The organism is Haloferax sp. KTX1, from assembly GCF_902410085.1.
Taxonomy (GTDB): Archaea; Halobacteriota; Halobacteria; order Halobacteriales; family Haloferacaceae; genus Haloferax; species Haloferax massiliensis.
Window position 1 is genome coordinate 196,656 of the sequence record NZ_CABPRH010000006.1, and the last position, 26,753, is coordinate 223,408.

General features: G+C 51.8%; 20 protein-coding genes. 7 read left to right on the top strand and 13 right to left on the bottom strand.

Annotation, left to right across the window (positions count from 1 at the left end; genetic code table 11):
- Window positions 1–549: 549 nt before the first annotated feature.
- The 3 genes from FY251_RS11845 to FY251_RS11855 all read right to left on the bottom strand — a co-directional run bounded on the left by FY251_RS11845 (window position 550) and on the right by FY251_RS11855 (window position 3,753).
- A complete protein-coding gene (locus FY251_RS11845) occupies window positions 550–993 on the bottom strand; it encodes a hypothetical protein (protein ID WP_148415053.1) in 444 nt (147 codons plus the stop codon).
- On the bottom strand, window positions 990–2,099 hold the full coding sequence (locus FY251_RS11850; protein WP_187367399.1) for a PQQ-binding-like beta-propeller repeat protein: 1,110 nt from the start codon (window positions 2,097–2,099) through the stop codon (window positions 990–992). Before FY251_RS11850 ends, FY251_RS11845 begins: the two co-directional genes overlap by 4 nt.
- An 889-nt stretch (window positions 2,100–2,988) precedes the next feature.
- Window positions 2,989–3,753, bottom strand: coding sequence for a hypothetical protein (locus FY251_RS11855; RefSeq protein ID WP_187367400.1), 765 nt, complete (start codon window positions 3,751–3,753; stop codon window positions 2,989–2,991).
- Window positions 3,754–4,170: 417 nt separating this feature from the next.
- On the opposite strand from FY251_RS11855, the gene FY251_RS11860 reads away from it, so the two are divergent.
- Window positions 4,171–5,088, top strand: a complete 918-nt coding sequence (locus FY251_RS11860) for an NAD-dependent epimerase/dehydratase family protein (protein WP_148415055.1) — start codon at window positions 4,171–4,173, stop codon at window positions 5,086–5,088.
- 1,497 nt (window positions 5,089–6,585) lie between these two features.
- On the top strand, window positions 6,586–7,767 hold the full coding sequence (locus tag FY251_RS11865; protein WP_148415056.1) for a tryptophan--tRNA ligase: 1,182 nt from the start codon (window positions 6,586–6,588) through the stop codon (window positions 7,765–7,767).
- A 1,049-nt stretch (window positions 7,768–8,816) separates the two neighbouring features.
- On the opposite strand, the gene FY251_RS11870 is transcribed toward FY251_RS11865, so the two are convergent.
- The 3 genes from FY251_RS11870 to aglF form a co-directional block, all read right to left on the bottom strand.
- Window positions 8,817–9,965, bottom strand: coding sequence for a glycosyltransferase family 4 protein (locus FY251_RS11870; protein WP_148415057.1), 1,149 nt, complete (start codon window positions 9,963–9,965; stop codon window positions 8,817–8,819).
- Between the two features lie 69 nt (window positions 9,966–10,034).
- Complete coding sequence (gene aglM, locus FY251_RS11875) at window positions 10,035–11,339, bottom strand: UDP-glucose 6-dehydrogenase AglM (RefSeq protein WP_148415058.1); 1,305 nt, start codon at window positions 11,337–11,339, stop codon at window positions 10,035–10,037.
- 88 nt (window positions 11,340–11,427) lie between these two features.
- Window positions 11,428–12,156 carry a UTP--glucose-1-phosphate uridylyltransferase AglF gene (gene aglF / locus FY251_RS11880; RefSeq protein WP_148415059.1) on the bottom strand — a complete coding sequence of 243 codons (729 nt, stop codon included), beginning with the start codon at window positions 12,154–12,156 and terminating at the stop codon, window positions 11,428–11,430.
- A 166-nt stretch (window positions 12,157–12,322) separates the two neighbouring features.
- On the opposite strand from aglF, the gene FY251_RS11885 reads away from it, so the two are divergent.
- The 3 genes from FY251_RS11885 to FY251_RS11895 all read left to right on the top strand — a co-directional run bounded on the left by FY251_RS11885 (window position 12,323) and on the right by FY251_RS11895 (window position 15,778).
- Window positions 12,323–13,579: a sulfatase gene (locus FY251_RS11885; protein ID WP_148415060.1), complete on the top strand. Its 1,257-nt coding sequence runs from the start codon at window positions 12,323–12,325 to the stop codon at window positions 13,577–13,579.
- Between the two features lie 2 nt (window positions 13,580–13,581).
- On the top strand, window positions 13,582–14,637 hold the full coding sequence (locus FY251_RS11890) for a glycosyltransferase family 1 protein (protein WP_148415061.1): 1,056 nt from the start codon (window positions 13,582–13,584) through the stop codon (window positions 14,635–14,637).
- A gap of 109 nt (window positions 14,638–14,746) precedes the next feature.
- Entirely contained in the window at window positions 14,747–15,778 is a 1,032-nt protein-coding gene (locus FY251_RS11895) for a glycosyltransferase family 4 protein (protein ID WP_148415062.1), read from the top strand.
- Between the two features lie 179 nt (window positions 15,779–15,957).
- Here the strand turns inward: FY251_RS11895 and FY251_RS11900 are convergent, their stop codons facing one another.
- Window positions 15,958–17,523 carry a hypothetical protein gene (locus FY251_RS11900; RefSeq protein WP_148415063.1) on the bottom strand — a complete coding sequence of 522 codons (1,566 nt, stop codon included), beginning with the start codon at window positions 17,521–17,523 and terminating at the stop codon, window positions 15,958–15,960.
- Between the two features lie 134 nt (window positions 17,524–17,657).
- Between FY251_RS11900 and FY251_RS11905 the strand changes: the two genes are divergently transcribed.
- Together FY251_RS11905 and FY251_RS11910 are read left to right on the top strand one after the other, a co-directional pair.
- Window positions 17,658–18,872 (top strand): sulfatase-like hydrolase/transferase, encoded by a 1,215-nt coding sequence (locus FY251_RS11905; RefSeq protein ID WP_148415064.1) that lies wholly within the window; start codon window positions 17,658–17,660, stop codon window positions 18,870–18,872.
- A gap of 31 nt (window positions 18,873–18,903) precedes the next feature.
- Entirely contained in the window at window positions 18,904–19,998 is a 1,095-nt protein-coding gene (locus FY251_RS11910) for a glycosyltransferase family 4 protein (protein WP_148415065.1), read from the top strand.
- Window positions 19,999–20,262: 264 nt separating this feature from the next.
- Here the strand turns inward: FY251_RS11910 and FY251_RS11915 are convergent, their stop codons facing one another.
- From FY251_RS11915 to FY251_RS11935, 6 genes are all read right to left on the bottom strand, one after another.
- A complete protein-coding gene (locus tag FY251_RS11915) occupies window positions 20,263–21,288 on the bottom strand; it encodes a polysaccharide pyruvyl transferase family protein (protein WP_148415066.1) in 1,026 nt (341 codons plus the stop codon).
- A 227-nt stretch (window positions 21,289–21,515) separates the two neighbouring features.
- Window positions 21,516–23,012 carry a lipopolysaccharide biosynthesis protein gene (locus FY251_RS11920; protein ID WP_148415067.1) on the bottom strand — a complete coding sequence of 499 codons (1,497 nt, stop codon included), beginning with the start codon at window positions 23,010–23,012 and terminating at the stop codon, window positions 21,516–21,518.
- Between the two features lie 122 nt (window positions 23,013–23,134).
- A complete protein-coding gene (agl6, locus tag FY251_RS11925; protein ID WP_148415068.1) occupies window positions 23,135–24,373 on the bottom strand; it encodes a low-salt glycan biosynthesis hexosyltransferase Agl6 in 1,239 nt (412 codons plus the stop codon).
- 315 nt (window positions 24,374–24,688) lie between these two features.
- Window positions 24,689–25,162 (bottom strand): type IV pilin, encoded by a 474-nt coding sequence (locus tag FY251_RS11930; protein ID WP_148415069.1) that lies wholly within the window; start codon window positions 25,160–25,162, stop codon window positions 24,689–24,691.
- A gap of 714 nt (window positions 25,163–25,876) precedes the next feature.
- Window positions 25,877–26,038 (bottom strand): hypothetical protein, encoded by a 162-nt coding sequence (locus FY251_RS22570; protein WP_187367401.1) that lies wholly within the window; start codon window positions 26,036–26,038, stop codon window positions 25,877–25,879.
- Window positions 26,039–26,322: 284 nt separating this feature from the next.
- Window positions 26,323–26,739 carry a hypothetical protein gene (locus tag FY251_RS11935; protein WP_148415070.1) on the bottom strand — a complete coding sequence of 139 codons (417 nt, stop codon included), beginning with the start codon at window positions 26,737–26,739 and terminating at the stop codon, window positions 26,323–26,325.
- Window positions 26,740–26,753 lie beyond the last annotated feature (14 nt).

Sequence of the window (26,753 nt, forward strand, 5' to 3'; positions counted from 1 at the left end):
TCCTGTCAGGCGTTACCGACGACGCTCGTGGCGTGTCCCGCGTGTGGTGTAGTGGGACTGCCAGAGCGAATTGAGATTCACGACTGTTGCTGTAGAGAATAGTAAGAAAACTAAAACACCATTCCAAAAATATATTCTATCATATAGCTACTGTTTTCTTGGATATTCTACTTGGATGTGATCTCTGGGTATCTCTCGAAACGAGGGTATCACTGATCGGTAGTGAGACATCTAGAACCCCTTATACTGCTTTTTCTTGCTGTTGTGTCCATTTTGGGGTAATAGAACTCGCCTACAAAGACTAATGCGCGGCACATTGGATAGTGTATTGCTTATCGCCCGAATAAGACGGTTTGAATCACTACATTCCACTATTCTGTATCTCTATAGTCCCCGGGGCAGGTATTGCAGTCATCCACCTGTGGTAATACTATCGAACTGGCTGTTACTCTTTTTAGGACGGTTCCAATTCATATTCTCATCACAGTAAGAAGTATATATTATACAATACTCTTCTCTTATATTCCGTGAGACACTACTTGGGAGTGGTTAGTCGGCTCCAGGCGGTACTAACGACGAAACGACTCGACTCCACTCGACTTCGAAGGCAACCGCGTACGCGATGAGAAACGCACCCAACCAAGAAAGGCCCGTCTGCAGTGTCGGGTACAGGCCACCGACATGACGGTCTCCACTCATGACGAGCGTCGTTACTGTGATTCCGATCGCCAACGCAACCACCGTGAACCCTACCTGCCGGCGATAGCTGGGTAGCTTCGAGTAGTTGATGAGGGCCGCAACGACGAGCGCCACGACGAGAGTTGAGATGAGACTTGTACTCGCAATGGGTGTCGGTCCGACCGCTTGGTTGACTACCGCTCTGACACCGATGCCGAGGGAGTACTGGAGGATGAGAAAGGAGACGATGCCACGACCCACCTGCTGTAGGAACCCCGAGACCGCTGTTTCGGTCGCTGACTCAGATTCGCTCACGAGTCACCCTCCTCGGGGGCGGCGTACCCACGGACCGACTGGTGGGACCTGACGTAGAGGGTCCCGTCAGCACTCGCCATGCCGTCGATACCATCTGTCGTCCCCGACAGCGTGTGACGAAACCGAGTAGAGCCGTCGGTCGTGTCGAGCGCAATCACCACACCGTCGCCGGGGACGTACAACGTCTTACCGGCGATGACAGGCGAGACGAACGGGGTAACTTCGCCAACCGAAACCGACCACTGCGGATCCCCGGTCGCGGCGTCCACCGCGACGGCGACGCCACCACCAACACCATAGACACGCTCACCATCGGTAACCGGCGAGATTGATTTGGCACCGTCGGCGACCGCGGTCTGCCACACGACGCTCCCGTCGCTGGCTGCGAACGCGGTCAGTCTCGTCCCACCGGCGTAGACCCGCCCCCGGCTAATTGCAGGCAGCGCGAACGCCTCAAACTGCGGCGCGTCGGCGGGCGCTCGCCAGTGGACGGAGCCATCGACCGGGTCGCGGCTGACTAACTGCCGCCGGTCGCTGTGGGCTGTCGTCGCGGTGAGGAGCAGCGGGGAGTCCACGTGGCCGTCCGTGGCCGATGCGAACGCGAGCGGGACTTCGGCGGTCGACCGTGTCCAGCGCTCGAAACTCGTCGACCGGTCGAGCGCGACGAGTTGGTCATCCGACCCGCGAGAGATGCCGACGACGACGAGGTTTCCGACCGGGAGGACGTGCTCGAAGCTGCTGGTCGTGCGAAACGCCCATGTCGACCGACCACTGGTCGCGTCGAGTCCGTACAGCGTCACTCCGCCGACAACGTACAGTTGGTCGCCGCTGATGGTCGGGCCCGTCTGGAGGAACTCGAAGGGGGCACGACTGGACAAGAGACCCGGGGCGTTCTCTCGGGGACGCGTCCAGTCGGGACGGCCGTCAGCACTCGCCAGCGCCCGCACCGTGTACCGACCGACCGTGTACACCCGGTCGTGTGCAGCGACGACTCCCGGAGCGACGACGGGCGCGGATTCGACTGGTTGTCGCCACGCTTCGACGAGGCCGTCTTGCGGGCCGGGACGTGGTTGAAAGCCGGTGCGCCGAGGGGACCGTTTTGCCATCGGCCACTCACCAGGGGGGACCCGACTTTCGAGACGGACCGGAGGGCGGACAGCGTCGGTCCCGAACAGGGTCCCGAGGCCGATCGAGGCAGCACCGCCCAGCGAGGCAAGCAAGCCCCGTCGAGAGACGAGCGATTCGGAGGGCATACTCGCTGTTTTTCCTGACTCGGTATTGTGTCTGGCGCTCTCGTTGGTACGATCTTCTCTCTATCGACGCTATCGGGCGGAGTGCGCTTATTGGGTGCGGTGACGCTACCGGATCTTGCAATGGTGTTATGATGATGGTTTCGGCACACGATAGCGATAGTGAGAAGTCACTTTCGGCGACTTGACCGCTGGCTCAGTACTCGGTTTCGGGGGTAGGACGCTATCTGTACGGCTCTGTTTCTACGTCGTCGACCCTCGTGATTGAGTGGTCGGTCCGTGTCATTTCGTTTCGATCGCTATCGTCTGTGTTCGACCCCGAAGCAGAAAGCTCAGTCCGTCAACGATGGCCACTCGGTCAGTCGTGGTGAAGTACTCCCGCTAACAGATAGATACCGACTCCGAGTACCACTGCGAGAAGTACGACGAGGATGAACTGTGTAAATGATGTCACAGCGACGGCTATCAACGTCGCCGCACTCATCACACTCACTGCTAGTATTCGCGTAAGCTGTGTCGCCTGGTTTACCTGTCTGCGAGTGTCGCCACTCTGTGTGTTCTCTTCAGTAGGCATATCTTCGGTCGCACCGTCTCGTTCGGATCGGGTGCGCCTCCTACTGAGATCGTTGTGCGAACGATACATAAGCGATTGGTCACGAATTTTGCCGCTTTCTGAGCGGTCTGTGTTGACGACCGGGACGTACGTCGTCTCGTCACCAACACGAGAGGCGAAAATCAGCTTCGCTCAGGCCAATTCGTCGTAGACAGCAACCGAGAAGGTGAGCATAAACGCCGATACAATACTGCCGATTCCTGCGGCAAGGAGCCCGACGACTACGAGTAACGGCGTCGAAAGCGGCGGGAGGCCAATCATCGTCGTGGCCTCAGGACTGGCTACCAACGAAATACCGCCGTAGATGCCGCCGACCAACATGCCGATTACCAGCGCAACCAGCGTGTAGCCGCCAACCGCGAGAAGGTTTTCTCGGACGATACGATAACTCCGCTTGAACGATGCGATTGCGGACGCACCGCTGATAACGATTGCTTGGCCGTAAAATTGGAGCACGAACACGGTAACGAGATACAGCAGTCCCGCGACTGCTGCCAGTCCGATAAAGACGATTCTGACGGATCCATGGCCCACAACCGCACCGATACCAGATCCAACTCCGACTGCACCGATGACACCGTTGACGACAACTAACACGATGTAGGCGACTAGCAACTGCACATAGTTGGCCTTTCCATCGCTGACGAATCGTGATAGCGAACTGCGCGTCGTGAGGGCTTCGTTGGCCATCCCGAACATTCCTCCCTGAATAAATGGCATTCCGAGCAGGAGAATGAGCGAAGACCCCAATGAGTACAGCATCGACACGAACGGATACGTCGTCTGTAACAGCAGTTGTGGTAGCACTAAGACGAACACGATCAGCTGTGGGATTACGAGACCAGGGGCGCGTTTGAGCGCACCGGGTGTCCGTTGGAGGGCTTGGAGGACTCCCATAATCGAACGAGATGGGTCAGGCACATAACTTCCCGTGCAACGTTCTGTCTCGGAACTGCGGCGACTCCCGCGAATCGACTGGCTGTCCTCGTTTCAGTGTGGCAGTCGTACGGCTGTGACACCCACTCGTGAGTTCTCGGTGTTCTCTGACTTATTTTTGAGACCAGCATGACGTCCTTCTCGCTGCGAACGGCGAAGCTTCTGGATGGTGGTATGCTGGTACGACAGCGATTGTGGATACATCCGTGTTTGGTCTCTGTTGATGATGGGCGTTACAACGCTTCATACACCATTCTATCACTCGGTTTGAGGGGTGGGTGATCAGCCGAGTTCCTTTCTGAAGAGTACAAGAGAACACACCCCAACTTCACTCCACGTTGACGATAGGTTCTTGTCACTCCGCGAGAGCTTCGACACATGGACGGCAAACGAGTCCTCGTTACTGGCGGTGCCGGATTTATCGGTTCTAATCTGGCGAACCACCTCGCCGACGACAACGACGTCATCGCACTCGACGACCTCTATCTCGGGACGCCCGACAACCTCGACGACGCCGTGGAGTTCCACGATATGAGCGTGCTCGACGACGACCTCCCGACCGAGGGCGTCGACGTGGTGTTCCACCTCGCGGCGCTGTCGTCGTACAAGATGCACGAAGAGAATCCGACGAAGGGTGCCCGTGTCAATATCGAAGGCTTCGTGAACACGGTCGAACAGGCCCGCAAGGACGGCTGCGACACCGTGGTGTACGCGACGACATCGTCGATTTACGGGTCGCGGACGGAGCCCTCGCCGGAAGACATGCCCGTCGAATCGCGGACGGGCTACGAAGCGTCGAAGCTGGGCCGCGAGCGCTACGCGGAGTACTTCCACCACCACTACGACATGCAGCTCGCGGGAATGCGTTTCTTCTCTGTGTACCAGGGCTTCGGCGGCGCGGAAGAACACAAAGGCGAGTTCGCGAATACGGTCGCGCAGTTCACCGACAAGATCGCAAACGGCGAGTCGCCCGAACTGTTCGGCGACGGGTCCCAAACGCGTGACTTCACGCATGTGGACGATATCGTCCGCGGCATCGAACTCGCCGCCGACCACCGGCTGCAGGGCATCTACAACCTCGGGACTGCCGAGAGCTACTCGTTCAACGAGATGGTCGAGCTGATTAATGAGGTGCTCGGGACGGACGTCGAGCCGGTGTACGTGGAGAATCCGTTCGAGGTGTACGTCCACGACACCAAGGCGGACTACTCGAAGATACACGACGCGACCGGGTGGGAGCCCGAAGTCTCGTTCGAAGACGGTGTCGAGCGTGTTTGTGAGCCGTATCTAGAGTAAGATTTGACGAGGGAGAGTACATTTCGTATGCTTTCCACGTCGGTGCCTGCCGTTTTTGGACGTAGATTTGAGCATACGAACTGGACTCTGCGCTTCTCGTGATGACGACTACGTATAGGTCTCGTCCGTCGTCGGACTGAAACTCAAGTGAGAGAGTGTATTTCATATGCTATCGTCTGTACTGTCTTGCGGTTTCAACCAAGAAAGAAAGCATACGAAACGTACTCTGACTCACCCGTCTTCGGTCATCTCTGCTGAGTGAGAGCGTACATTTCGGATGCTTTCCACAGTGTGAAGCGTTCTACTACCGAACGACGGCACATCTCGTTTGCTTTTCCCCAACTGCATTGGCTTCGATTGGTCGACGAGTCACCCATTCCGACATTACAAGAACAGATGAAGTCATGGGGGGAGGGGGTACGACCACCTCGATTGATTCTCGACTGTGGTGCTCACCACGTCTGGCTAGTTAGCGACGCTCTCCCACCCGTACTGCTCGGCGTGGTCCGTTTGATGACGCGAGTGCGACGATGCGATGGACACAACCACTAACTCAATTGACGTTCGATACTGCTAGCTGTGTCCCCGATCTCATTCCTGTGGTCCGGCGTGTCCCTCCAAACACCTCCCTTTCCCGTCGGTGTGCGCGAAACGCATGTGACCGGGCTCGTGGTGCTCGTCGGCCTCATCTTCGGCGGGATGTATCTGTACACTCGTTGGCGTCAGTTTCTTCGGTAGACACAGCCACGACCGTGTTGCACCCTCCCGACGAACAATACTCACGTCGAACTGACGGCCGAGTCAGAGAGTACAGTTCGTATGCTTTCCTCAATATGAAGCGTTTGCTCTGTTGAAACCCTCCGAACCTGACAGTTGTCGTGTGCTGAATATAGAGGATGGGCCTGTCAAAAAGAATATGAACTGACTGTTTCAATTGGAAAACATGAGCGATCGTGTGTTTGACTTCGGTCTTCTCCTGGTTGTATTCGGGGGTTTTCTAATGCTGGGTCGAGACCTATTCGCGGCGGATTCAAACGTATTTGGTCAAATTGGGCTCCTTATTATGATTCTCGGAGTAATCGTCGGTTTACTTGGCCTCGCTGGTGATCTGCCTTCATAAACGGGAAGGTGTGGGGTGTAGAAGCTGATGTGAGATACGCGCTCTGAGTTCAACACGATCACAGAAACTTCACTGAATGCTGCCAGTAGTGACGTGACACAGACAGAGGTTCTATTCAACAGGTCTGATTGACAGACTCGATAGTACAACATCTAAGAAAACGTAACAAGCGAAGCACAGGTTATATATCACAAGTACCCTTCGTCAGGTGTATGCAGTCCACTTCCTCCGCCAACTGCTGGCGTTGGCACGCGTCACGGGAAGTGGACAGTATCTCGGTATAGGGTCTGACGGGCTTCACCCAACGATACCACCGCGATGCTCACTCGCTTCTTCGCTGTATCGCACTCCAAGTGACTACCTCGTCAATACCACCAATGCCAGCAGAAGACAACTTCACCGTAACGCCCTACGCCGTCGAAGGCGACATCGACTACGACCGACTCCTTGACCGATTCGGAGCCGACCGACTCACTCCCGAACAGAAAATGCGGTTCCCCGCCTCCGGCCACCCACTCGTCCGACGGGACGTATTCTATGCCCAGCGAGACGTAGACCCGTTCCTCAATGCCGCAAACGATGGCGAACTTCATTCAATCGTAACTGGACGTGGCCCCTCTGGGCCGATGCACATCGGCCACATTTTCCCTTTCTACTTTGCAAAATATCTCCAAGAACAGACTGGCACACTTGTCTACATACCGTTCTCTGACGACGAGAAGTACTTCCTCAAGAACAAACCGCTGGATGAAATTAGCGACTACACTCGCCAGAATCTCCGTGACCTGCTTGCGGTCGGCTTCGACCCTGACCGCACTCGCATCGTCGTAGATACAGCAGACGCCGACGTAGTGTATCCACTTGCCACTGCCTTTGCAAAGGAAGTGACCCAATCGACAGTCGACGCGACGTACGGAGAACCCGAGAATATCGGCCTATCGTTCTATCCTGCCGTGCAAGCAACTCATCTGCTCCTTCCACAGCTTGTCGAGGGATGCCACCCGACACTCGTTCCAATTGCAGTAGACCAAGACCCACATGTACGTGTTTGTCGTGACATTGCCGCGAAGCAACGGTACGACGTGAGCAAGCCCGGAGCATTGCTTTCGAAGTTCCTCCCGAGTCTCGAAGGGCCGGGAAAGATGAGTTCGTCTGACGACGCCCCGAGTATCCTCCTTTCGGACGACCGAGAGACGGTCACCGATAAAATCCGAACGTACGCGTACTCAGGTGGACAGACGAGCATCGAGGAACATCGTGCGAAAGGCGGGAATCCGGAGGTTGACGTTCCCTACCTATTGTTGTACTACTTCTTTGAGGAGGATGACAAGCGGGTTGAACAACTCGCAGAGGAATACCGTGAGGGGTCTCTATTGAGTGGTGAACTCAAGGAGTTCGCGGCAGAACGTATCGCGGATTTCCTTGAATCTCATCAAGCGCGTCGGTCGGCACTCGGTTCGCTGGAGGAAGAGTTGTCCCCATACCGACTGACTGAAACCGAGCGGCAGGCTGCAAGAAGGCGGGCGGGACATCCGGATAACGCACTCTCACAACAATAGACGTCTCATTCACCACTTTTCCCTGATTCGCCGGTAGTTGGGCGGGCAGTGCTTCCGCATAACCAGCCGAATAAACTGACCGACTTGCGCTCTCTATTCAGCACGGCCTCAGCAAACTATCAGCACCTGAGAGTTTCGACAGAGCCGAAGCGTTCTACGAGGAGGAGGGGTGGATTTTGAATGTATCGCGTTGTACAGGTCACTGCATATGCGATGACGACATGACGGTTCCTCGGGGAGTACCGTTTCGAGTGTATCTCCACGACTTCGAGTGTATCTGATCTCGTGTCCTTCGTATCGGCCTCGGAGTCTCTGTTGCCGATTTCGTGTGTACTACTTCCTGAGACGCATCTAAACAGATGAAGTGGTGGGGGTAGAACGATTACTAAATCCTCTCGGCTACCTGAACAGCCATGACCAACAATGTTGGATACTCTCCCACCCCACCACTTCATCTGTTCTGACTATCTGCATCGTCTCTGTTTGGTTTGGGTGGCTCGATAGTTGGAGGTCGCTGGCTCGTAACCACCGGTATCGGTCGTAGACAGGTCATATAGCATAGAACAGATGAAGTGGTGGGTCAACCCGGTCCTCAACTGCTGTCTCACGTGACGTCTGCCTTCATACCCGGAACCGGTGTTTGTTCGTCTCGTCTGCTTCTGCGATCCACGCCTGACTCCCATAGCCCCCGAGATGTCCACACGGATGTTTCTGACTCGGACGCACGCGAAATGCCCACTCTGTATCAGATCGTCTCAGTCTCTCAGTGGATTCTATCTGCTGCTGAAAGACAGTACATCTTGTGTGCTTTTCCCCGACTGCATTGGTTTCGATTGGTCGATGAGTCACCCCATGCCGACATTGAAAGAACAGATGAAGTCATGGGGGGAGAGAGGTCCGGATCGGACCGTTCTGTGTGGCTCATTCGACGGCGCGGTTACGGTGATACGACGGACACAATCAACTAACTAAATCGATGCTCGACACCGCTATTCGTGTCTCGCACTCTCCCCCCGTGGTCTGGCGTGTCGCTCGGTCCCCAACGAACATCACCACCGACCGTCGATGGCGCGCTCGTACGCCGCCTCAGCTTGGTCGGCGACGCTGTCCCAATCGTACTGGTCGGCGCGGTTCGTGGGTTCGGTCGGTGGTGTCTCGCCCGCGAGTGCTCGGGCTAACGACTCGGCGACCGAATCCACAGTCGGCTCGGCGAGATAGCCCGCGTCGCCGATAACTTCACTCGCCGCGGATTCGGGATGTTGGACGCCGATAACCGTACAGTCGGCGGCCATCGCTTCGGCGTAGGTGATGCCGAATCCCTCTCTCGTACTGGGCGAGGCGAACACGTCCGCGGCGCGCATCTGGCCCAACACGTCTTCGTACTCGTCGAGGAAGCCCAGCAGACTCACGCGGTCGGCGTGGTCCAACGTGCTCGCCTGTTGTTCGAGGCGGTCGGACTCCGGGCCGTCACCGACGACGCCGAGGGTCACGTCGTCGTAGTCGTCGGCCACGCGGTCGAACGCATCGAGAAGGATGGAGACGTTCTTGTCGGCGATGAGTCGTCCGGCGAACAGCACGTCGAACGAGTCGCCCTCGTCGGGCAGCGGCGCGTTTCGAATCTGGTCGACGTCGATGCCGTTCGGGACGACCTCGATTGTGTCCCTGTCGCGGCCGATATCGGCGAGGCGGTCGGCGGTGATACCCGAGACGGCGATAGGGTGTTGGGGGACTCGGACGGTGAGGTGTTCGGTGACCTTCCCGAAGGGTGCGAGCATGCCGAGGTAGTCGCCCCAGTAGTCGCCCCACACTTCGTGCCAGGTCGTGACGACGGGCACGTCGGTGCCGAGGGCGGCGAGCTTCGAAGAGAGCACGGGGAAGTACGGAAAGACGGAAGCGACGACGAGGTCGTGATTTTCGTCGCGGAGCTGCTTGGCGAGCGGGTAGGCGAGTCGGGCGGCGAAGTCGAGCGCTTCGGTGATGGAGCGACGGTCGTCGGTGTAGAGGTCCGTTTCGGGCGCGACCGCGCGGAGGGTGACGCCCTCGTGAGAGGTCTCTTTCGGGCCGTCCCAGAAATGTCGGCCGTAGATGGTGACGTCGTGGCCGTTCTGTGAGAGGCGGGTGGCGATTTCGTGGATGCGCTTTTCTGCGCCACCGGTTATGTAGGGGTAAACGACGTTCGAGACGAAGCCCAAATCCATTGTTCGTGTCATCTTCACGGCGGGTGAATTCCTTTTCGATTAGGGTACTTTACCTGTGATTTACGTTGTCTACCAGGTCAGCCCTTCATACGTAAGATCCTCAGACGTATCGATAACGTGTCTGCCGTCGACGACGACCTGCTGTTCCATCTGATCGAATTCCTCGTCTAACACCTCAAACTCATCCCAGTCAGTACACACGGCACATGCAGAGGCATCAGCAAGTGCATCAACAGCGGAGTCCGCATACTCAATATCCGGGAAGTATTCGCGCATGTTGGTCGCCGCGACAGGGTCGTACGCGGCGATCGATGCACCTCGGTCTTTGAGACCCTGAATCACCGAGATTGCTCGCGAGTTCCGAATGTCGTCCGTTCCAGGCTTGAACGCCAACCCGAGAACAGCGACCTTCTGCCCAGCGATATCAACGTGCTGGTCGAGTAAGGACAACAGCCGTTCGGGCTGGTTGTCGTTCACCTCGACCGCGGCTTCGAGAACAGCGGGTGTGTAGCCCTGCTGCTTGGCCGCGTGAATGATCGCGTTGGTGTCTTTGGGGAAGCAACTACCACCCCATCCAAGTCCGCTTCGGAGGAACTGTTCTCCGATACGGTCATCAAGCCCAATCGCGTCCGCAACCTCATAGGCATCGACGCCGAACTCTTTGCAGATATTTCCGATGTCGTTGATCAGCGAGACCTTGGTTGCCAGGAAGCCGTTGTTGGCGTATTTAATCATCTCCGCTGTCCGGCTGTTTGTTTCGACGACGTGGGGGTCAGCTTCAGCAATGAGTGGTGCAAACACCTCGTGCATATCTTCGAGCGTTCGGTCATTGTCCGCACCGAGAACGACTTTTTCGGGATTACGGAAGTCTTGAACTGCAGTTCCTTCACGGAGGAACTCTGGGTTCATCCCGATTCCCAGTTGTTCGCCTTCGACTTTCCCACTCGCTTCTTCGAGCAGCGGTGTGATTACTTCTTCAGTCGTCCCTGGGACGACGGTACTTTTCACAACAACTGTATGCCACTCGGATTTCTGTGCGAGTGTCTTGCCGAGTTGTTCTGCCCCGGCCTCCATAATCGAGAGATCGATTTCTCCATCGGCTTGCTGTGGCGTTGGGAGACAGAGGAACGTAACATCCGTCTCAAGGACATCGGTGTAGTCCGTGGTCGCCCGTAGTCGGCCCGTGCTGTCTTCGCTTGCATGCGCCGCAACAAGTTCAGGGAGGCCGTCCTCGTGAATCGGCGGCTCGCCCCGGTTGATTGCGTCGACAATCTCTGTGTCGATATCGACGTTGACGACTGTGTGACCGAGATCTGCGAAACACGCGGCGATTGTTGTTCCGACATAGCCGCTCCCGATGACAGAGAGTTCCATTACTCCGTGTGTCCCACGCAGGTCATATCAAATACTCGGAAAAAATGAAGAAACGGACGCACCAGCCAAGGTTGAGAATTGGATTCGCTTACTGTGCTTCGGCGACCTCGCCACTCAATCGTTCTTCTGCTTCATCGCGGTCTTCGGGGTAGCCAATGTCGAGCCGCCAGCCATCGAGCCTGATTGCGTCGATTGTGCGTCCGCTGTGGATGAGCAAGTCGATCGCCTCGCTAATCTCGTACTCGTTGCGGTTCGACGGCTGCACGAGATGACACGCGTGGAAGATCTCAGGTGTGAACGTGTAGAAGCCCGTCATCACTAAGTTAGACGGCGGGTCGTCCGGCTTCTCGACGACGTCGGTAATCTCACCGTACTTGTTCGTGTCACAGACGCCGTACCGGCTTGCTTTCTCCCACGGGACTTCTTCGACGAGGAACGCTGCGTCAGCTCGTTGTTCCTGTTGACGGTTGACGACATCTGAAAGGTTGGCGTCGAAGATATTGTCGCCGAGCATCAGCATGAAGTCGTCGTTGATGTGCTCTTCGACTTCCAGAAGAGCATGAGCAAGCCCCTTTTGTTCTTGTTGGTGGGTGTAGGTGATAGGAAGCCCCTGGAATTCATCGCCGTAGTACTCGATGATTCGTTCTTTCAGATAGCCGACGACGACGACGAGTTCGTCAGCGCCGAGTTCAGCGAGTTGCTCGAAGCAATGGGTCAAGATAGGCTTATCGTCGACTTCGACCATCCCCTTCGGTTTGTCTTCCGTAAGTGGTCGGAGTCGGGTTCCTTCGCCACCGGCTAAAACGACTGCTTTCATACTGGGTGTTGTGTCGTTGTATTGTATAGTTCTTGTTGCTCAGTGTGAAGGTACACCTCTGAACCACACGATTCCCCATCCTACAATACGCATCTGTCTTAATCAGTCGACACGAGGTTGAATTTAACGCTAGTAATATAACGCTGGTTCAACATCTACGCAGTAGATGACTACCGATTGGGACAATATCATCCTCCTGTCAGCCGACGCCCTTCGGGCTGACCATCTCTCGTGCCACGGTTACCATCGAGAGACTTCCCCGGTGTTGGATGACCTCGCAGCAGAATCGCTCCACTTCACGAACGCCTACAGCGCGAGTTCGCACACCCGTGAGGCGGTTCCAGCGCTGTTGACTGGTGAGTATCCGGACACCGCCATCGACGCGAAGTACCGGCTCGCAACTGACACCGTCGCCAAGACGCTCTCCGAGGAGGGCTTTGCGACGGCCGGCTTCCATTCGAACCCGTTCGTCTCCCGGGCCTACGGGTTCGACCAAGGCTTCGACACATTCGACGACGACCTCCACTTCGGGAAGCACAAGGTCATTGCGTTGGCACAGCGAGCGCTCGATAAACTTCGGAATCGGCACTATGCCCGCGCCGAAGAGATCAACGAGCGTTCGTTAGACTGGCTCGACTCGCTCGACGATGATGAACCGTTCTTCCTCTGGAATCACTACATGGACACCCATGGCCCATACGAGCCACCGGGTGAGTACGCGACACTCTACACCGACGAGACGGTTTCCGGGCGGAACGCGCAGTCGCTCTATCAGCGGGCCATCAAAGAGCCAGATTCGATTACGGACGACGAACAGCAGTTGTTGATCGACCTGTACGACGCCGAGATTCGCTACAACGACGAGCGAATCGGTGAGTTCCTCGATGCGCTTCGTGAGCGGGGTCTGTTAGAGAACTCGTTGGTGATCTTTACTGCCGACCACGGCGACGCATTCGGTGAACACGACTACTACGAACACCCGCGGTATCTCCACGACGAGATTACGCACGTGCCGCTAATCGTTCGCCATCCAAACGGCGAATCCGGGGTTGTAGAGACACCCGCAAGTACGCTGGATATCGTGTCGACGATCGAATCTGCGTTCGGTGACGAGTCGGAGTTCTCGCTTGTTGATCCAGTTGCGGATTCGGACCGGCGCGTCTTTTCTCAGGCACGCGGTGAGAACGAGGACAGTCACCTTCGGCGGTACGCGGTTCGGACTGCTGAGGACGTGTGCTTCTGTGAACGGGACCGTGAGTCTGGAGAAATCGGATTTACTGACTTGAGTGGCTCAGAGTTGCAGTCGGAACTCCGTGAGCATGTTGAGGCCCGGGTCGCCGTCGAGAACGGCGAGTCTACGGGTGACGATGAGGACGTCGACGAGGAGATCGAGCGGCGGTTGGAAGCGTTGGGGTACAAGTAGGAATGAAGATCGGAATTAACGCTAGGACATTCTCGGTTGATGAGCCTGGTGGTGCAGTGCAGGCATCAATTCGATTGACTAGGGAATTAATCAATAACCCAGAGCATGAAGTTGTTCTATTCGGGTCACACACACTAGAATCTGATTTTGATGTGGACATCTACTCAACAAGGTTTCACGAAAATCAGATGTTTGGGTTGTTGTGGGAGCGTACCATTCTCCCGCGTCTCGCCCGTAAGGCTGACGTTGAGGTTCTATATTGTCCAAATGGTAATGGTCCTCTGCATGAACTTAGTATCCCTGTTGTGATGTGTATCCACGATGTAAATGCACAAAAAGGAATGTCAGATGGACTTCATCAACTTTATCGGAAACTCACCGTTCCCGTCGCTGCACGTGCTTGCGACAAAGTTGTTACTGTATCTGAATTTTCAAAAAGCGAGATATCTTCCGAACTGGGGATTAATCAGGATGATGTGACTGTGATATACAATGGTGTAGACGATTTTTATTTTGAAGATAGTAGCTCGTCGTTTGATCTCCCCGACAGATATCTATTGTTTGTAGGTTCTCTTAATCCTCGAAAAAATATTAGTGGGTTGTTACAATCTTTCAACAAAATCCGGGATGAGTGTGATGTTGAGCTAGTATTAATTGGGCCATCGAACAAAGATATCTTCAAGACGCTTGAACTTGACCCAGTTGACGGAATTCATTTTTGTGGATACCTTGATAGACGGGAGGTGAAATATGCGTACGAAAATGCTGAAGCTTTGGTATTTCCGTCGTTCTATGAGGGGTTTGGTTTACCCCCACTTGAAGCGTTCGCGTGTGGAACACCTGTTGTTGCTAGTAATCGTGGGGCACTACCCGAGATTCTAGGCGATTATGCGGTATTTGTTGATCCCGACGCTATCTCTGATATTAGCGATGGGATGATGGAAGTTCTCGATAACGAGCCTCCAAGTGACTCTATATTGATTGAATGGGCAAAAGAATTCACTTGGCCGTCCGTAGCAGATCGGTTGTTGTCGGTGTTTGAGGAACAAGTGAAATAAGGTTTCGAATAGAGGGTCGAAGATTACTTGCATTCTATACGTTTCGTATAGTTTCAAATTTGATCAATTAAACAACACAATTATATTATCTCATATCTTGTATAGATGTATGAGACTGTTGGTTATCTCTCGCGAGTTCCCTCCATACGTTGCTGGCGGGATTTCTTACCATCTACATTATCTGTATTCAGAAATTGCTGATTTAGGCCATGATGTTACTATTTTAGCGGGACGCCCGAGAACTGTATCAAAACAAGGCTCAATCGAAGTTGATGAAAAATTGGATATTCAGTGGGTAGATTTCTACTCATTAACTGGATACCACCTGCAGTTTCCCCTTTCACTTCGAAAAAAATTGAATAGTGTCGATATAGAAGATTATGATGTCGCGCTCACCCATACTGAGGTTCCTTTCTCACTAGGTATTCCAACAATCCACAAGATACATGATGCAAAGCACATTGAGAGGTCTTTCAGTCGGGAACAGATGGGAGTTATTTCGAAGGTAATGGACTCAACTTTGGCGGCATCTCGACGCTTGATGACACAAAGAGCACTCAACTGTGCAGATGCATTAATATTCAATAGTGATTTAACACAAGATGTGTGGAACAATAAGTATGACATAACTGCACCTTCAACTACAATCTATAATGGTGTTGATCGAAGTATCTTTCATCCTCGTGATGTAGTGCAGGAGAATTTTGTATTATTCGTGGGAAATAGTCCAAGGAAGGGACTTCCACAAGTCGAGTCGTATGCTGAAAATTCACCATATCCTATTTACGTTATTGGTGATGCTCAGGGGGTTGACAACGTTCATACCTTAGGACGGCTAACTCAGGAAGAGCTTGCTGAATATTATAGTTCAGCAATTGCCACTATCCACCCCGCAAACTTTGAAGCCTTTGGGAATGTGGTATTAGAATCACTAGCTTGTGGGACACCAGTTGTTGTTAGTGATCAGTGTGGTGCGTCTGAAATCATCGATCATACTTGTGGTCGGGTCACTACTGATCTTGATTCAGGAATTGAGAGGGTCAAGGATCTTGACCCAGACGATTGTGTGAGGGTTGCATCCCAATTTGATTGGTCCCAAGTTGCTGCTGAGACAACCTCTCTAATTAGACAAACTATTTGAGCAATACCGTATCGTCAAAGATTTCACGTCTCGCGATTTGCTGAGGAGTGAGTTTGTAACAGCATACGTGAAAATCTGTGGGGAGAGTGGCCCCTTAATGTCAACGATGAAAAATTTTGACAGAGCCACTAAGTCCAGTTTTTTTTTATTGTGGTGGGTTAGATCGTCTGAAGTGGCTCTTAACAGCTGCCGAGCGTTATATTCCCAGCTGAGTAAATGATATCATCTTTGGCTGGCCTGTCCCATTCATCAACTCCCAAATAATCGGAACGGTGGACTGAGTAGGACGTGCAGTTTGGGGCACCAGACAGCCTGTCGACGTTATCGTATTGATTGGCAGTCCAGAAACGAGGATGTTGATCGACAACCACTGTCTCCTCTCCATACATCTTCATCCAGTCGACTGTTGCATATTCTGAGGAAGTGTAGTGCGCCTCTGGATAGACCATCTGTGACGGGTTTGTATCGATGCGATACGCTGGGACCAGGCTAAGCTGCGTGATGATTAGGGTCATAACCAGTACCGCGGCGACAGTCTTTGGTTGGGGTACGGTGACACGCTTGTTGACTATCATTACAACAGTGACCGGAACTAAGAATAGAATCATGAAACCTAAAAAACGGCCCGCAGACAGTGGAACGATCTTGCCTGCGACAGTAGTCCCAATGAAACCAATCGCAAAAATTCCGGACGGAACTGCCCATGCGAGTTCCCAGTCAGCAGTTTTACCTTTCGAGAGCACGCCTGCGGCCGTGATGGTGCTCATCAGCAAGTATACGACTAATGAGGACCGAACTAACAGCCGCCTTAACGAACTTGGTTGGGCAAGGGAACCGGTGAGTGACGGTGGTTCAGCCCCGGATATTACATTGATGGTGACAAAACGCGTGAATGATTCATATGCGAATAAGAACACGGAAACCAACACCAACGTCGCAATAATTCCGTAGAGAATTGTTGGGGTATATCCAGTGGGAATTGTATCGAAGCGTGATGGTAGTGGTAGATGGTTAATAATAGCCCACAACAAGAAAATCAGTGCCCCAACTGCAGCGATGTAGTGATGAATAAATCCAATAACTACCATCGCAGGAATTACAACTATTACTTGCTTTCGTCGATTACTGACGACAAAAACTGCAGCAATCGAGAAGAATAACATTACCATCGCGAAGGGCTCCTCAATAAATTTCACCTGAAACATTAACAGTTTTTGTGAAGACGCCACCCCCATCCCGGCCAAGAAGGCAGCGTCGTCATCAACAACACGAGACAGTCCACGGAAGAGAAAAAGCGGAACTGTAGCAACGACTAAAGGGAGGTACTTACCAGCAGTCTCTACATCAAGACCGGTTACTTCGACGATGACAGACATTAAGGCAGGGAGTCCAGGCCAGTGTCCCAACCAAGTCGTTATTTCGTCCCACCCGCTCTGAAAAAGTTCGTAAGCTACCATCGTGTGGTTGTTAGGATCATACCCGTAGAAGCCTGCTTCGTGAGGGCCGACGATTGCGAGCATCGTGATGAAAGGGGTCGCAAAAACGAAGATTGATAATATCCACTTGGGGACGTCAAATTTTAGTGCTATGAAAATTGGGAAAGCGAATATTGCAAGCAAAGTAGCATAATTCACTTCAACATAAACGGAAGTGTTTGGGACTATCGAGAGGAAAGAGAAAGCTGCGAATAGGAAAAAATAACCGGCTATCCAGAGTTTACACCAATCATCTTGAGCGTTGTCCATTTACCTACACACAATGGACAATCTGATGCTACTTGATGCTTTGTATACTCAATCCAAATGTCTGAACACGCGATTTAATTTAATATGACATGTGAGACCAAGCATACAAATATGAGAAAGATGATGTATTCCATATGGCAAAAACGGTGCTGTTATCTATTGACGCAATCCGTGCTGATCGGCTTTCATCAGATTATTTCCCCTCTTGCTGGGCAATAATCCAGAATGACTTTTGCATCTTCACGAATTCGTATTCGCATGGAACCGCAACACCACTAGCATTTCCAGGGCTAATCACGGGGGAAACAGCCGAGGGTCAGGGAACCCTATCACAAGATACGCCTACACTTGCCGAAATGCATTCTGGACGATCTGTTGCCATACCAAATAACCCTCATCTAAGTGAACAACGAGGATACTCACGTGGAATCTCTAATGATATGCAAAAAGATAGTGACTATTCACTAATATCAAAGATGATGGACATTGGATCCAATTTTGAGATTGCTCGCTCTGCCTTTTTCCGTGTTCAAGACTTACTTCCCCTTGATTTAGAATCTCCTCCGTATACTCCTGCTGAAGAACTTTCGTCGGAACTCATAGATGCGGTTGATTTGGAGCCCGATTTTTTATGGGGCCATTTCATGGACCCTCATACGCCGCACACAGATTTCACGATCACCGATCGAAAAGATAAAACTGTTGGTGTTGATGATTATCAGTCACTCAATGACCGCTTTCACGATGGTCTATCTACGGATGAAGAATTAGAAATCCTTCGAGAGTTATACGATGAGCACATCAGATACCTTGACAGACATCTTTCAACAGTCTTAGAACATTTACGGTCAAAACCTTGGTGGGACGATGCACTGGTGATTCTTGCAGGTGATCATGGTGAAGCGTTTGGTGAGATGGGACAAATGGTTCACCCCTGGGACGAGGATCCGATAGAAGAAGTGATTAAAACCCCATTAGCTGTAAAATTTCCGGATGGATATCGGTCAGGAAAGGTCTGTGACTACATTGTTCAACATGCAGATGTGTATCAGGAAGTTGTATCACACACAGGCTCAGATGTCGACTCGTCAGGACTTAGATTAGATTGTGATGACCCTAGAATTGTTATATCAAAATCGAATAGTGCGATTCGTGCGACGACAGAATCTGGTTTTATAGTACAACGTCGAGACGGGACAGGGGTCGAGAAGGGTGATGTCACGCGGAATATGAGATCCGCCGTTGAATCTGAGGAATTTACGAAAGTTCCTCTTCTGAACGGAGATGTTAAAGGGGTGGATATTGATGATTCTTTAGCTGAACATTTAGAGGCGTTAGGATATCGATAGAATTTTTCGCTACCTCATCAATTACTATCTAATGAAAGTACTACTAGTAACACCGGACTACCCACCACCACCTGGTGGAATCCAGACTGTTGTCAAAAACCTTGAACGCGGGCTAAATTTGACAGAACATGATCCGATTGTCCTTCAAGTGGATCCCACAGACTACGAGTCCACATTCAAGGATAGGTTACCTAGCAAGATATCATTCCAAACGGTAGCCTCGTTTAAGCCTCATCTGCATACCTACTTTAATGCAGTCTATCGTGAATCACTGAAAGCGATTAGTGAGCACAACCCAGATATTGTTCACGCGCTTCACATAAGAGAATGGCCTGCGTTATTTGCAGCCCAGAAGGTGGGTATCCCAACTGTTGTCTCTACGCACGCATTAGAGCTACGCGAAAAGCACCTCTCCTCAATCGCGTTCAGTAACTCAGATGCAGTCCATTCTGTTAGTGAATTCACGTCTTCGATTCTGCAACGGGATCACGACCTCACTCCAGATCGAGTAATTCCGCCATCAATTGACATTGGACAGTATAATGATTTCACTGACTCGGAGTATAACAGTAATGATTCAACTGTCTTTTCAATCTCAAGAATGGTTGAGCGCAAAAATATGGATACAATAGTTGATGCATGGGAAAAAATTGACCCAGATGTTCGGGAAAATCATCGACTCGAACTTGCAGGTACCGGCCCCTTATATGACTCAATAGAGAGTCAATCTACTGATTTGGAAGACGTACATCTCCTTGGTCGGATCAGTGAGACTGAAAAGCAGCGTCGACTTCAAAACGCGGACTTATTTGTTCTTCCTGCTGGTGGATCTGGTTATGACGTTGAAGGGTTTGGAATCGTATATCTTGAAGCACAAGCAACTGGAACCCCGGTGATTGGTTCTTCAATTGGGGGTGTACCAGAAGCAGTTGGTGATGCTGGACTCCTTCTGGAAGACGAACAAGATTCAGATGAACTAGCAACAAAGATGAATAGGATGCTGACTGATCCAGCTGTCCGGGACCGGTGTTCGTCTGCTGCTAATCAACGTGTTGACGAATTTGATTTAATTCCAATTGCAGATCGATACGTCGATTTATATGATCTTTTATTGCAAGAATACTGATGGACAAATTAGTTGTATCGGGACTGTTTAGTTAAGCCAGTCTGAGGAATGAACAGGCCGTCGGGTCTCTGTTGAATCCTATTTGATGGAGATTTACCGCTAAGTAGTAGTTAGATAGTGGATGGTCATACAATTCACGCAATACTGCGACTCTCAAAGGTCGCATCAAGCGCTCAATGGACGAGTTCCAGTCGGGAGATATTACTAACTAGGTCGTGTCTCCTTAGATAATACCACAAATGAGTTATTTGCGCTATCTTACTTCTATTCGTGCTCTATTGCTTTTAATAATAATTTGAAATTATATCCAGCTTGCTCTTTAAGGTCGTCGACTTTCTCTATGCTGGAAAACCGTATTGGAATCTTTCCATGTGGAGTATACGACTCAATATTCATTCTATCACATAGAGAACTCACTTTAGGAGCATAAGCAATCGGTAGTACTGGTTTTTGACAGACAGCTGCAAAGATGAGAGAGTGGTAGCGCATTGTGACCATCTTATTGACCTTACTTACTCGATCTAATGTCTCTGAAACTGAATTCACATATGGGTATGTCTCTATATCGAGGTGTCGCCTAGCGAAATCTTCATCATCCTTGTGAAATGGGATGAAAATTGGATTTTCTACACTATTACATATTCTTTTTGCGTTATTTATGTATTGTATTTTAGCAGCATCCACATCCAGATCTTTGTCATAATCAAAATAATACGACATATCTTCTCTTGATCGATTATACCATGGCCTGAAATTTACACCTGTTCGGTCATCAATTTCACACTTTGGTTCTTGATATAGAAACGCAGGACACGCTGTCTTGATAATCTCAGCATCACAGAAGCGTTCCAATATGTCTTTTGACCTTTGATCTCTAACAGTAATTAATCGAACCTTAGGTAGTATTGCATCGATCAGATCTCGTGCTTCTTCAGAACGCAATCCTGGGACACCAACTCCAATGATACACCCGTCTTTTGAAATGTAGTCTAGTCTCTTCTTCAGATGTTCTGTGCCATAAAAATCATGTATTACTCCCCCACCTCCTAGAATCATCTTTTTCGCATTGCTATCAGTGACGTTTTTGTCAAATATGTGTGTTCTATATCCTTTTTCTGTTAATTCACTCTGAAATATCTCACCTAACGCTTTGTCTCCGATATTTCCGGTCTTATAACTCCCATGGACACCAATATCGTGTGGGCGATAGATTCTATATATGCGTGATAATTGCGCTTGAACTAAACTTGGATTTCGCAGTCCTCTCTTGATCTCCTGAACTGTGTACATTACTTATCTCTAACCTCGCAGATATGGTATAACCTCCGGTTCTTTTCACTTGAATTCAGTCATCGAATTTTGACACTTCTGTTCTGTAGTCTGTCTGATTCTCGTTTAGTCCTGCCATTTGTTGAAATGTCAGGTGACTATGCAGTGTTTTAAATAACCAATTAACTAATTTACTGTTGAATCTATTCTCAGGTTCACTAGCTAATAAAATATGATGCCGCTGTGGACTAAATTGCTTTAGTTAATGACTGAACTAACCCGGTGATATTGTAGTTCATCCATTTATCTATTGACAGCATTATCACGACATAACTTAATACCCCGATGATGACTAACAATATTAACTTTCCACTACCACCGATGACTGTAATCCTCTCTCTTAAGCTAACCACAATTAGATACATCAGTGTACTCCCGATTGTAGGGTAGATGAGATAGTGAATGAGGCTTGAATAAGTCCCTTCAACAATCGACAAAACAATGTGGTATAGAACTGGCATTGTCAATAGCGCACTTCCAATTAATACATAAATCACACCGTTGGTCCCATAGATTTCTGCTGCCGGGTATATGAATATTAGAATAAAAATGACTTTGATTATCTGAATCTTTGTGTCAAAATCTGGTCGACCAACGGCCTTTAACACTGGTCCAATATTCGCCCCGATCGCTCTTATCCCTCCCCAGAATGCTAATAGTTGGATTAGGGGTATCGCTGAGGTCCATCTGTCTCCTAGAACTGTGGTGACAAAGATGGGTGCTATTGCGATAATCCCACCAACCATAGGGAAAGCAATCAGTGACGATAGCTGCACGGCACGGTAGTATCCCGCTCGAAGCCTGTTTTTATCGTCTTGTACCTTCGAATATGCAGGGAAGGTCACACGTGAAATCACATGCGTAATCTCAGTAGCTGGTGCGTTTGAAAATCTGTACGCGATCTGGTACACACCAAGTGTTGTCGCTCCAAAGAACCAACCGACAAAGGCATCATCTCCTTGGCCATAGAGGAAAATCAGAATACTCGATGCAAGTAACCATTTTCCGAAGCCGAACATCTCTTTTGCGTACTCAACGTTAAAAGTCAAATCTGGACGGTAATTATGGATGACATATGAGATTATGGTCTTCGAGACATTACTAGCTACCAAACCAGCCGCTAGTGCCCATACATTCCTAAAGACAACCGCAAAGGCTATCGCAATCACCGCATCAACCAACCTCGCAACGATTTGGTAGGCAAATTCTTTATGGAAGTCTAGGTCCTTCCGGAAATAAACCACCCCTGGGTTCTGCATACCCAGTATTAACGGTGAGATGCTCAGAACTCGTATAAGTGATTTCGCTTGAGGCTCATTAAAGACATCTGAAATAAATGGGGCTAATATATATGCTATAGACGCAATCGTGAATCCTCTTATAATTTTCATAACCCATACAGTGTTTAAATACCCATCCACGTTTTCGTCTTTGTGCTGAATTAATGCTTGATCCAGCCCTAATCGAGAAAACTGTTCGAATGCTGCGAGAGTAACTAGCCCAATACCAAGTAGTCCAAATGCAGCCGGTGACAGTAGCCTTGCTAAAACAATTATTTTTATCAGTTGTAAAATTCGATCTCCGACATTGATACCGGTCACCCAAACCCCACTTTGGATGGCTTTTTGTTCTGCAGTCCCATCTGAAATTAATCTACTATAAATACTTTGAATCGCGGATTTCAATGTTGATTCCCCATCGTTGTAAGTATCAAGTCCATTTTCTGAGTATTATGATAATATTTTCGCAGCCGTCAATGCCACGGAAACTATTTCAGTAATTATGACATGTTAGTTAACGATATTATTCACTCAACCGACCCCAACAGAAACGACCCAAAGACCATCTGCAACCCAATCACGACGGCCACGGTCGCGACGACGTCTGCGACCGCAATTGGGAGCGCACTGAATCCACTGGTCACCCACGTAACGGCCAGGTACCCACCGTAGGCCAGCCCACAGAGCAACACGACAGACCCAATCGTCGCCCCTCTCTCAAGCGAAATCCGCTTCGTGAACCACGTCGTAAACGGATCGCTAGCTCCCCGAACCGGGTCAGACGAAACCGTCGAGAAGGCCCCGAACAGCATCAACTGGAAGCCAGCCAACGTCAACAACCCGCCACCGATCCCGGTGTGAATCCCGAACTGTGCGCCACCGATCTCCAGGCCACTCCAGGCCAACACCAGCGACAACACCCCAATCACAGACAGCCCGAAGCCGGGGGCCGAAAACAGGTACCCCGGCGCATTAACCAACATGAACCGAACGTGTCGCCAGCCGTCGGGGAAGCTCTCCAAGTTCGCCTCGCCCTCGCGGGGATGGTACGTAATCGGCTTCTCAGAGATCTCTAGATCCTTCGCGCCGGCCTCCATGATCATCTCCGAGGCGAACTCCATGCCCGTCGACGAACAGTCCATGGTCTCCCAGGCGTCGCGAGTAAACACGCGCATGCCCGAGTGCGCGTCGCTCACGCCAGCGCCGTAGAAGACGTTCAAGAACTTCGTCAACAGCGGGTTCCCGACGTGTTCGTGCAGCGGCGGCATCGACCCGGGCAAGATTTCACCTTCGAGCCGCGAGCCCATGGCCATATCCGCGTCACCCGAACGAACCATATTCAACAGCTTTGGAAGCTCTTCGAAGTCGTAGGTGCAGTCGGCGTCGCCCATGGCGATGTAGTCGCCGCGGACGCGCTCGAAGGCGTACAGGTAGGCGTAGCCGTAGCCTTTGCCGTCGGGTTCGATGACGATGGCACCGTTTTCGTCGGCAATCTCGGGCGTGCGGTCGGTCGAGCTATCGGCGACGACGACCTCGCCGTAGACTTGGAGGTCTTCGAGGGCGGCTTTGACCCACTCGATACACTGGGCGATGCCACCTTCTTCGTTGAGGGTGGGCATGACGACCGAGAGGGTGGGGGTGACCTCACTGTCCGCCGAGAGGAGTAGTTCGTCACCGCTAAGTTGGATGTCCGAGGCAGACTGCCCGTTCGTCGCGCCTTCTTGTGGCGCGTCTACTGGGGATTCTGATTGGGGTTTCGTACTCATTTACTGGATTCCTCCGTCTCGCTATCGGGTGTGTCTGCGAGGGGCGACAAGCGTACACACTCCGAGTTGACGCGTACTATCAGATAGACGAAAGCACACCTATAAAGAATTTGGCCTCTTCCTGTCTGAGGGTGTGTTAGGTCTTACAGGGCATTTAGATTGTTCTGGTCGGCTACTTGTGTGTCCGTTCCTCACGGGATGGCGACCGTGGCTCACGAAGATATAACGGCCATATCGGTGTTAGAACAACTGTGTGAACTGTCTCGGGTTCCGACGGGCGTCTCGATTCGACGAAGAAAAGCGGTGACGGCGTGGTTACTGCGGTGCGGTCTGGGAGTGCAGGGTAGCAGAGTTCGACCCGGATTCGGAGGTCCAGACGACGCGGATGGACTCGCCCTCCCAGACGGCGTCCCCAGTTGCGTTCTTCACGACCGTCGCGGAGCTACCGGCTCCGACGGTCGCCGGGAACGGACTGCTGAACAGGTAATCATCGGTCGTATCGGCGGCGACGCCGGTTCCGTCGACGGACACGGTGAGGCGGTCTGCCGAGATGCTGGTCCCGGATTCGTGCGTGATGACGAGCTGGGCGTCGGTATCGGTGTCGGATACGTCGTTGTCAAAGTCGAAGCTGAAGCTCGCCTGTGGGGACGTGTCACCGACTTGGTCGCCGAGGCCGAGGACGAACGTGCCGATGACGGCCGCGAGGATGACGGTAATCGCGACCATCAGAATCACGCCGATGACCGGTGAGACGGCGGATTCGTCTTTGAAGAGGGTTGTGAGTTGCATTTGAATGTCCTGTGCCCGGACAGGGGTGATCGGCGGGCGATGGCGGTCGAACCGCGAAATCGGGTGCGACGCCTGTCGACTGTGTGCGACCTGCCTGTGGGGCTTACCTGTTCGTTCGGCGGGAACGGTCTTAAAGACAGATTGAGCGACTGTCACAGCGGACAGACAATCTCTCCCAGTGGTCTGTGTGGCACGGCCCCGGAGCCAAAATCGCGATTCGCCACCGAACTGGCTCGCCTCAAGTGAGCAGTCGCTGAACGACACGCGCTGACTGCCGTGGCGTTCGTGACGGTGCCGGTCGTCGCGCGGCCCTCCGTGACGCCGCGCCGACTGCTGTGGGCGCACCCACGCGAACGAAAATAATCAGATTCAGATATATTCTGTACAGCGAGTAAAATTGAGACTGCCAAGATCATTAGTTCACATCCACACTTAGTATTCTATATTATTATGCGAAAAATAACAATAAACACATTAGATTGCGAATTAACCCGACTAACAGCTACTATTGGAACAAAGAACCCCGACTTAGATAACGACAGTTCATATACGAAAACAATACATATTCAGAATATACTCTAGTTCTGATACTATTGTTCGAACTACCAATGCGACTGTTTCCACACCGGAGACGAAGCAACGGAAAGGTCACCGACCTGTGTCCAAGCGAGTCCCTTGGTAGACAGCCCTAATGTGGCTGCGGTGAGAAAGACGTCAGTCGGCGTCGTTCTGTTCTGCTCGTTCGGTCACCTCGTCCCACGCACAGAGTTGGAGCGCATTCCGGAGGTGGAAGTTCTTCTCGTCGGGGTCCTCCGTTTCGAGCGCCTTGTGCAGGTGGACCTTGGTCTGTTCGACGAACGTTGACTGCTCACTCATCGCTGTGACGTCCCCTTTCATCGGTCGTTCCCCGTCCGGGTACGTTCCGAGTACCGCGACGTGTAATATTGTACAACCCAACCATCATGTCTAATAGCTAATCTAATCTAAAAAGTGTTTCTAGACCGTCTACCTCTTATGTGGTGTCTTCTCGGTGCGCTCTAATTCGAACCGAGGCGCTGATATTTCTTCTACACGAAAACGCGAAGACCTGACATCTAGTCGGCTTGAGACAGTCGAAATGAGACTCGGTCCGAGTTGGCCGACTGAAACGGTCCGTAGTACTAGTCGCGAGCGAAGCCGACTTGGTAGTAGTCGGGCGTTTCGGGGCAGTCTTTTTCCTTTCGGGTCCAGCGGTAGGTGCTGTCGGTGTCGATGCTGTTGTCTCGCGTGTAGATTCGGAGTAGCTCCCCTTCGAGCGGGCCGCTCTCGTATTTGAAGTTCCACCACGGGAACGGGAGCGCGCCACCTTTGCCCGGGGGGAATCGCCCGCCTTGACCCTCACACCGGAACGGAAGCGAGTCGTCGCGACAGGACCCGTCAGGCGTCTGGTTGTCGCACGATTCGGCTTCGAGGATGACGAACGACTCGTCCGGGTAGTACTCGTCTTCCTTGACGATCGCTTGGCCGCCTTTGCCGTTCGCGGCCGCCGTCCCCGTCGCGAGCAAGAGCGCTCCCGTTCCGGCCGACGCCTGCAGCACCCGTCGACGTGTGA

Coding starts and splice junctions, on each gene's coding strand:
- FY251_RS11895 (WP_148415062.1), top strand. CDS start 14,747: ATGAGACTGTTGGTTATCTCTCGCGAGTTCCCTCCATACGTTGCTGGC.
- FY251_RS11930 (WP_148415069.1), bottom strand. CDS start 25,162: ATGCAACTCACAACCCTCTTCAAAGACGAATCCGCCGTCTCACCGGTC.
- FY251_RS11850 (WP_187367399.1), bottom strand. CDS start 2,099: ATGGCAAAACGGTCCCCTCGGCGCACCGGCTTTCAACCACGTCCCGGC.
- aglM (WP_148415058.1), bottom strand. CDS start 11,339: ATGGAACTCTCTGTCATCGGGAGCGGCTATGTCGGAACAACAATCGCC.
- aglF (WP_148415059.1), bottom strand. CDS start 12,156: ATGAAAGCAGTCGTTTTAGCCGGTGGCGAAGGAACCCGACTCCGACCA.
- FY251_RS11860 (WP_148415055.1), top strand. CDS start 4,171: ATGGACGGCAAACGAGTCCTCGTTACTGGCGGTGCCGGATTTATCGGT.
- FY251_RS11890 (WP_148415061.1), top strand. CDS start 13,582: ATGAAGATCGGAATTAACGCTAGGACATTCTCGGTTGATGAGCCTGGT.
- FY251_RS11885 (WP_148415060.1), top strand. CDS start 12,323: ATGACTACCGATTGGGACAATATCATCCTCCTGTCAGCCGACGCCCTT.
- agl6 (WP_148415068.1), bottom strand. CDS start 24,373: ATGAGTACGAAACCCCAATCAGAATCCCCAGTAGACGCGCCACAAGAA.
- FY251_RS11865 (WP_148415056.1), top strand. CDS start 6,586: ATGCCAGCAGAAGACAACTTCACCGTAACGCCCTACGCCGTCGAAGGC.
- FY251_RS11905 (WP_148415064.1), top strand. CDS start 17,658: ATGGCAAAAACGGTGCTGTTATCTATTGACGCAATCCGTGCTGATCGG.
- FY251_RS11910 (WP_148415065.1), top strand. CDS start 18,904: ATGAAAGTACTACTAGTAACACCGGACTACCCACCACCACCTGGTGGA.
- FY251_RS11900 (WP_148415063.1), bottom strand. CDS start 17,523: ATGGACAACGCTCAAGATGATTGGTGTAAACTCTGGATAGCCGGTTAT.
- FY251_RS11855 (WP_187367400.1), bottom strand. CDS start 3,753: ATGGGAGTCCTCCAAGCCCTCCAACGGACACCCGGTGCGCTCAAACGC.
- FY251_RS11870 (WP_148415057.1), bottom strand. CDS start 9,965: ATGGATTTGGGCTTCGTCTCGAACGTCGTTTACCCCTACATAACCGGT.
- FY251_RS22570 (WP_187367401.1), bottom strand. CDS start 26,038: ATGAGTGAGCAGTCAACGTTCGTCGAACAGACCAAGGTCCACCTGCAC.
- FY251_RS11915 (WP_148415066.1), bottom strand. CDS start 21,288: ATGTACACAGTTCAGGAGATCAAGAGAGGACTGCGAAATCCAAGTTTA.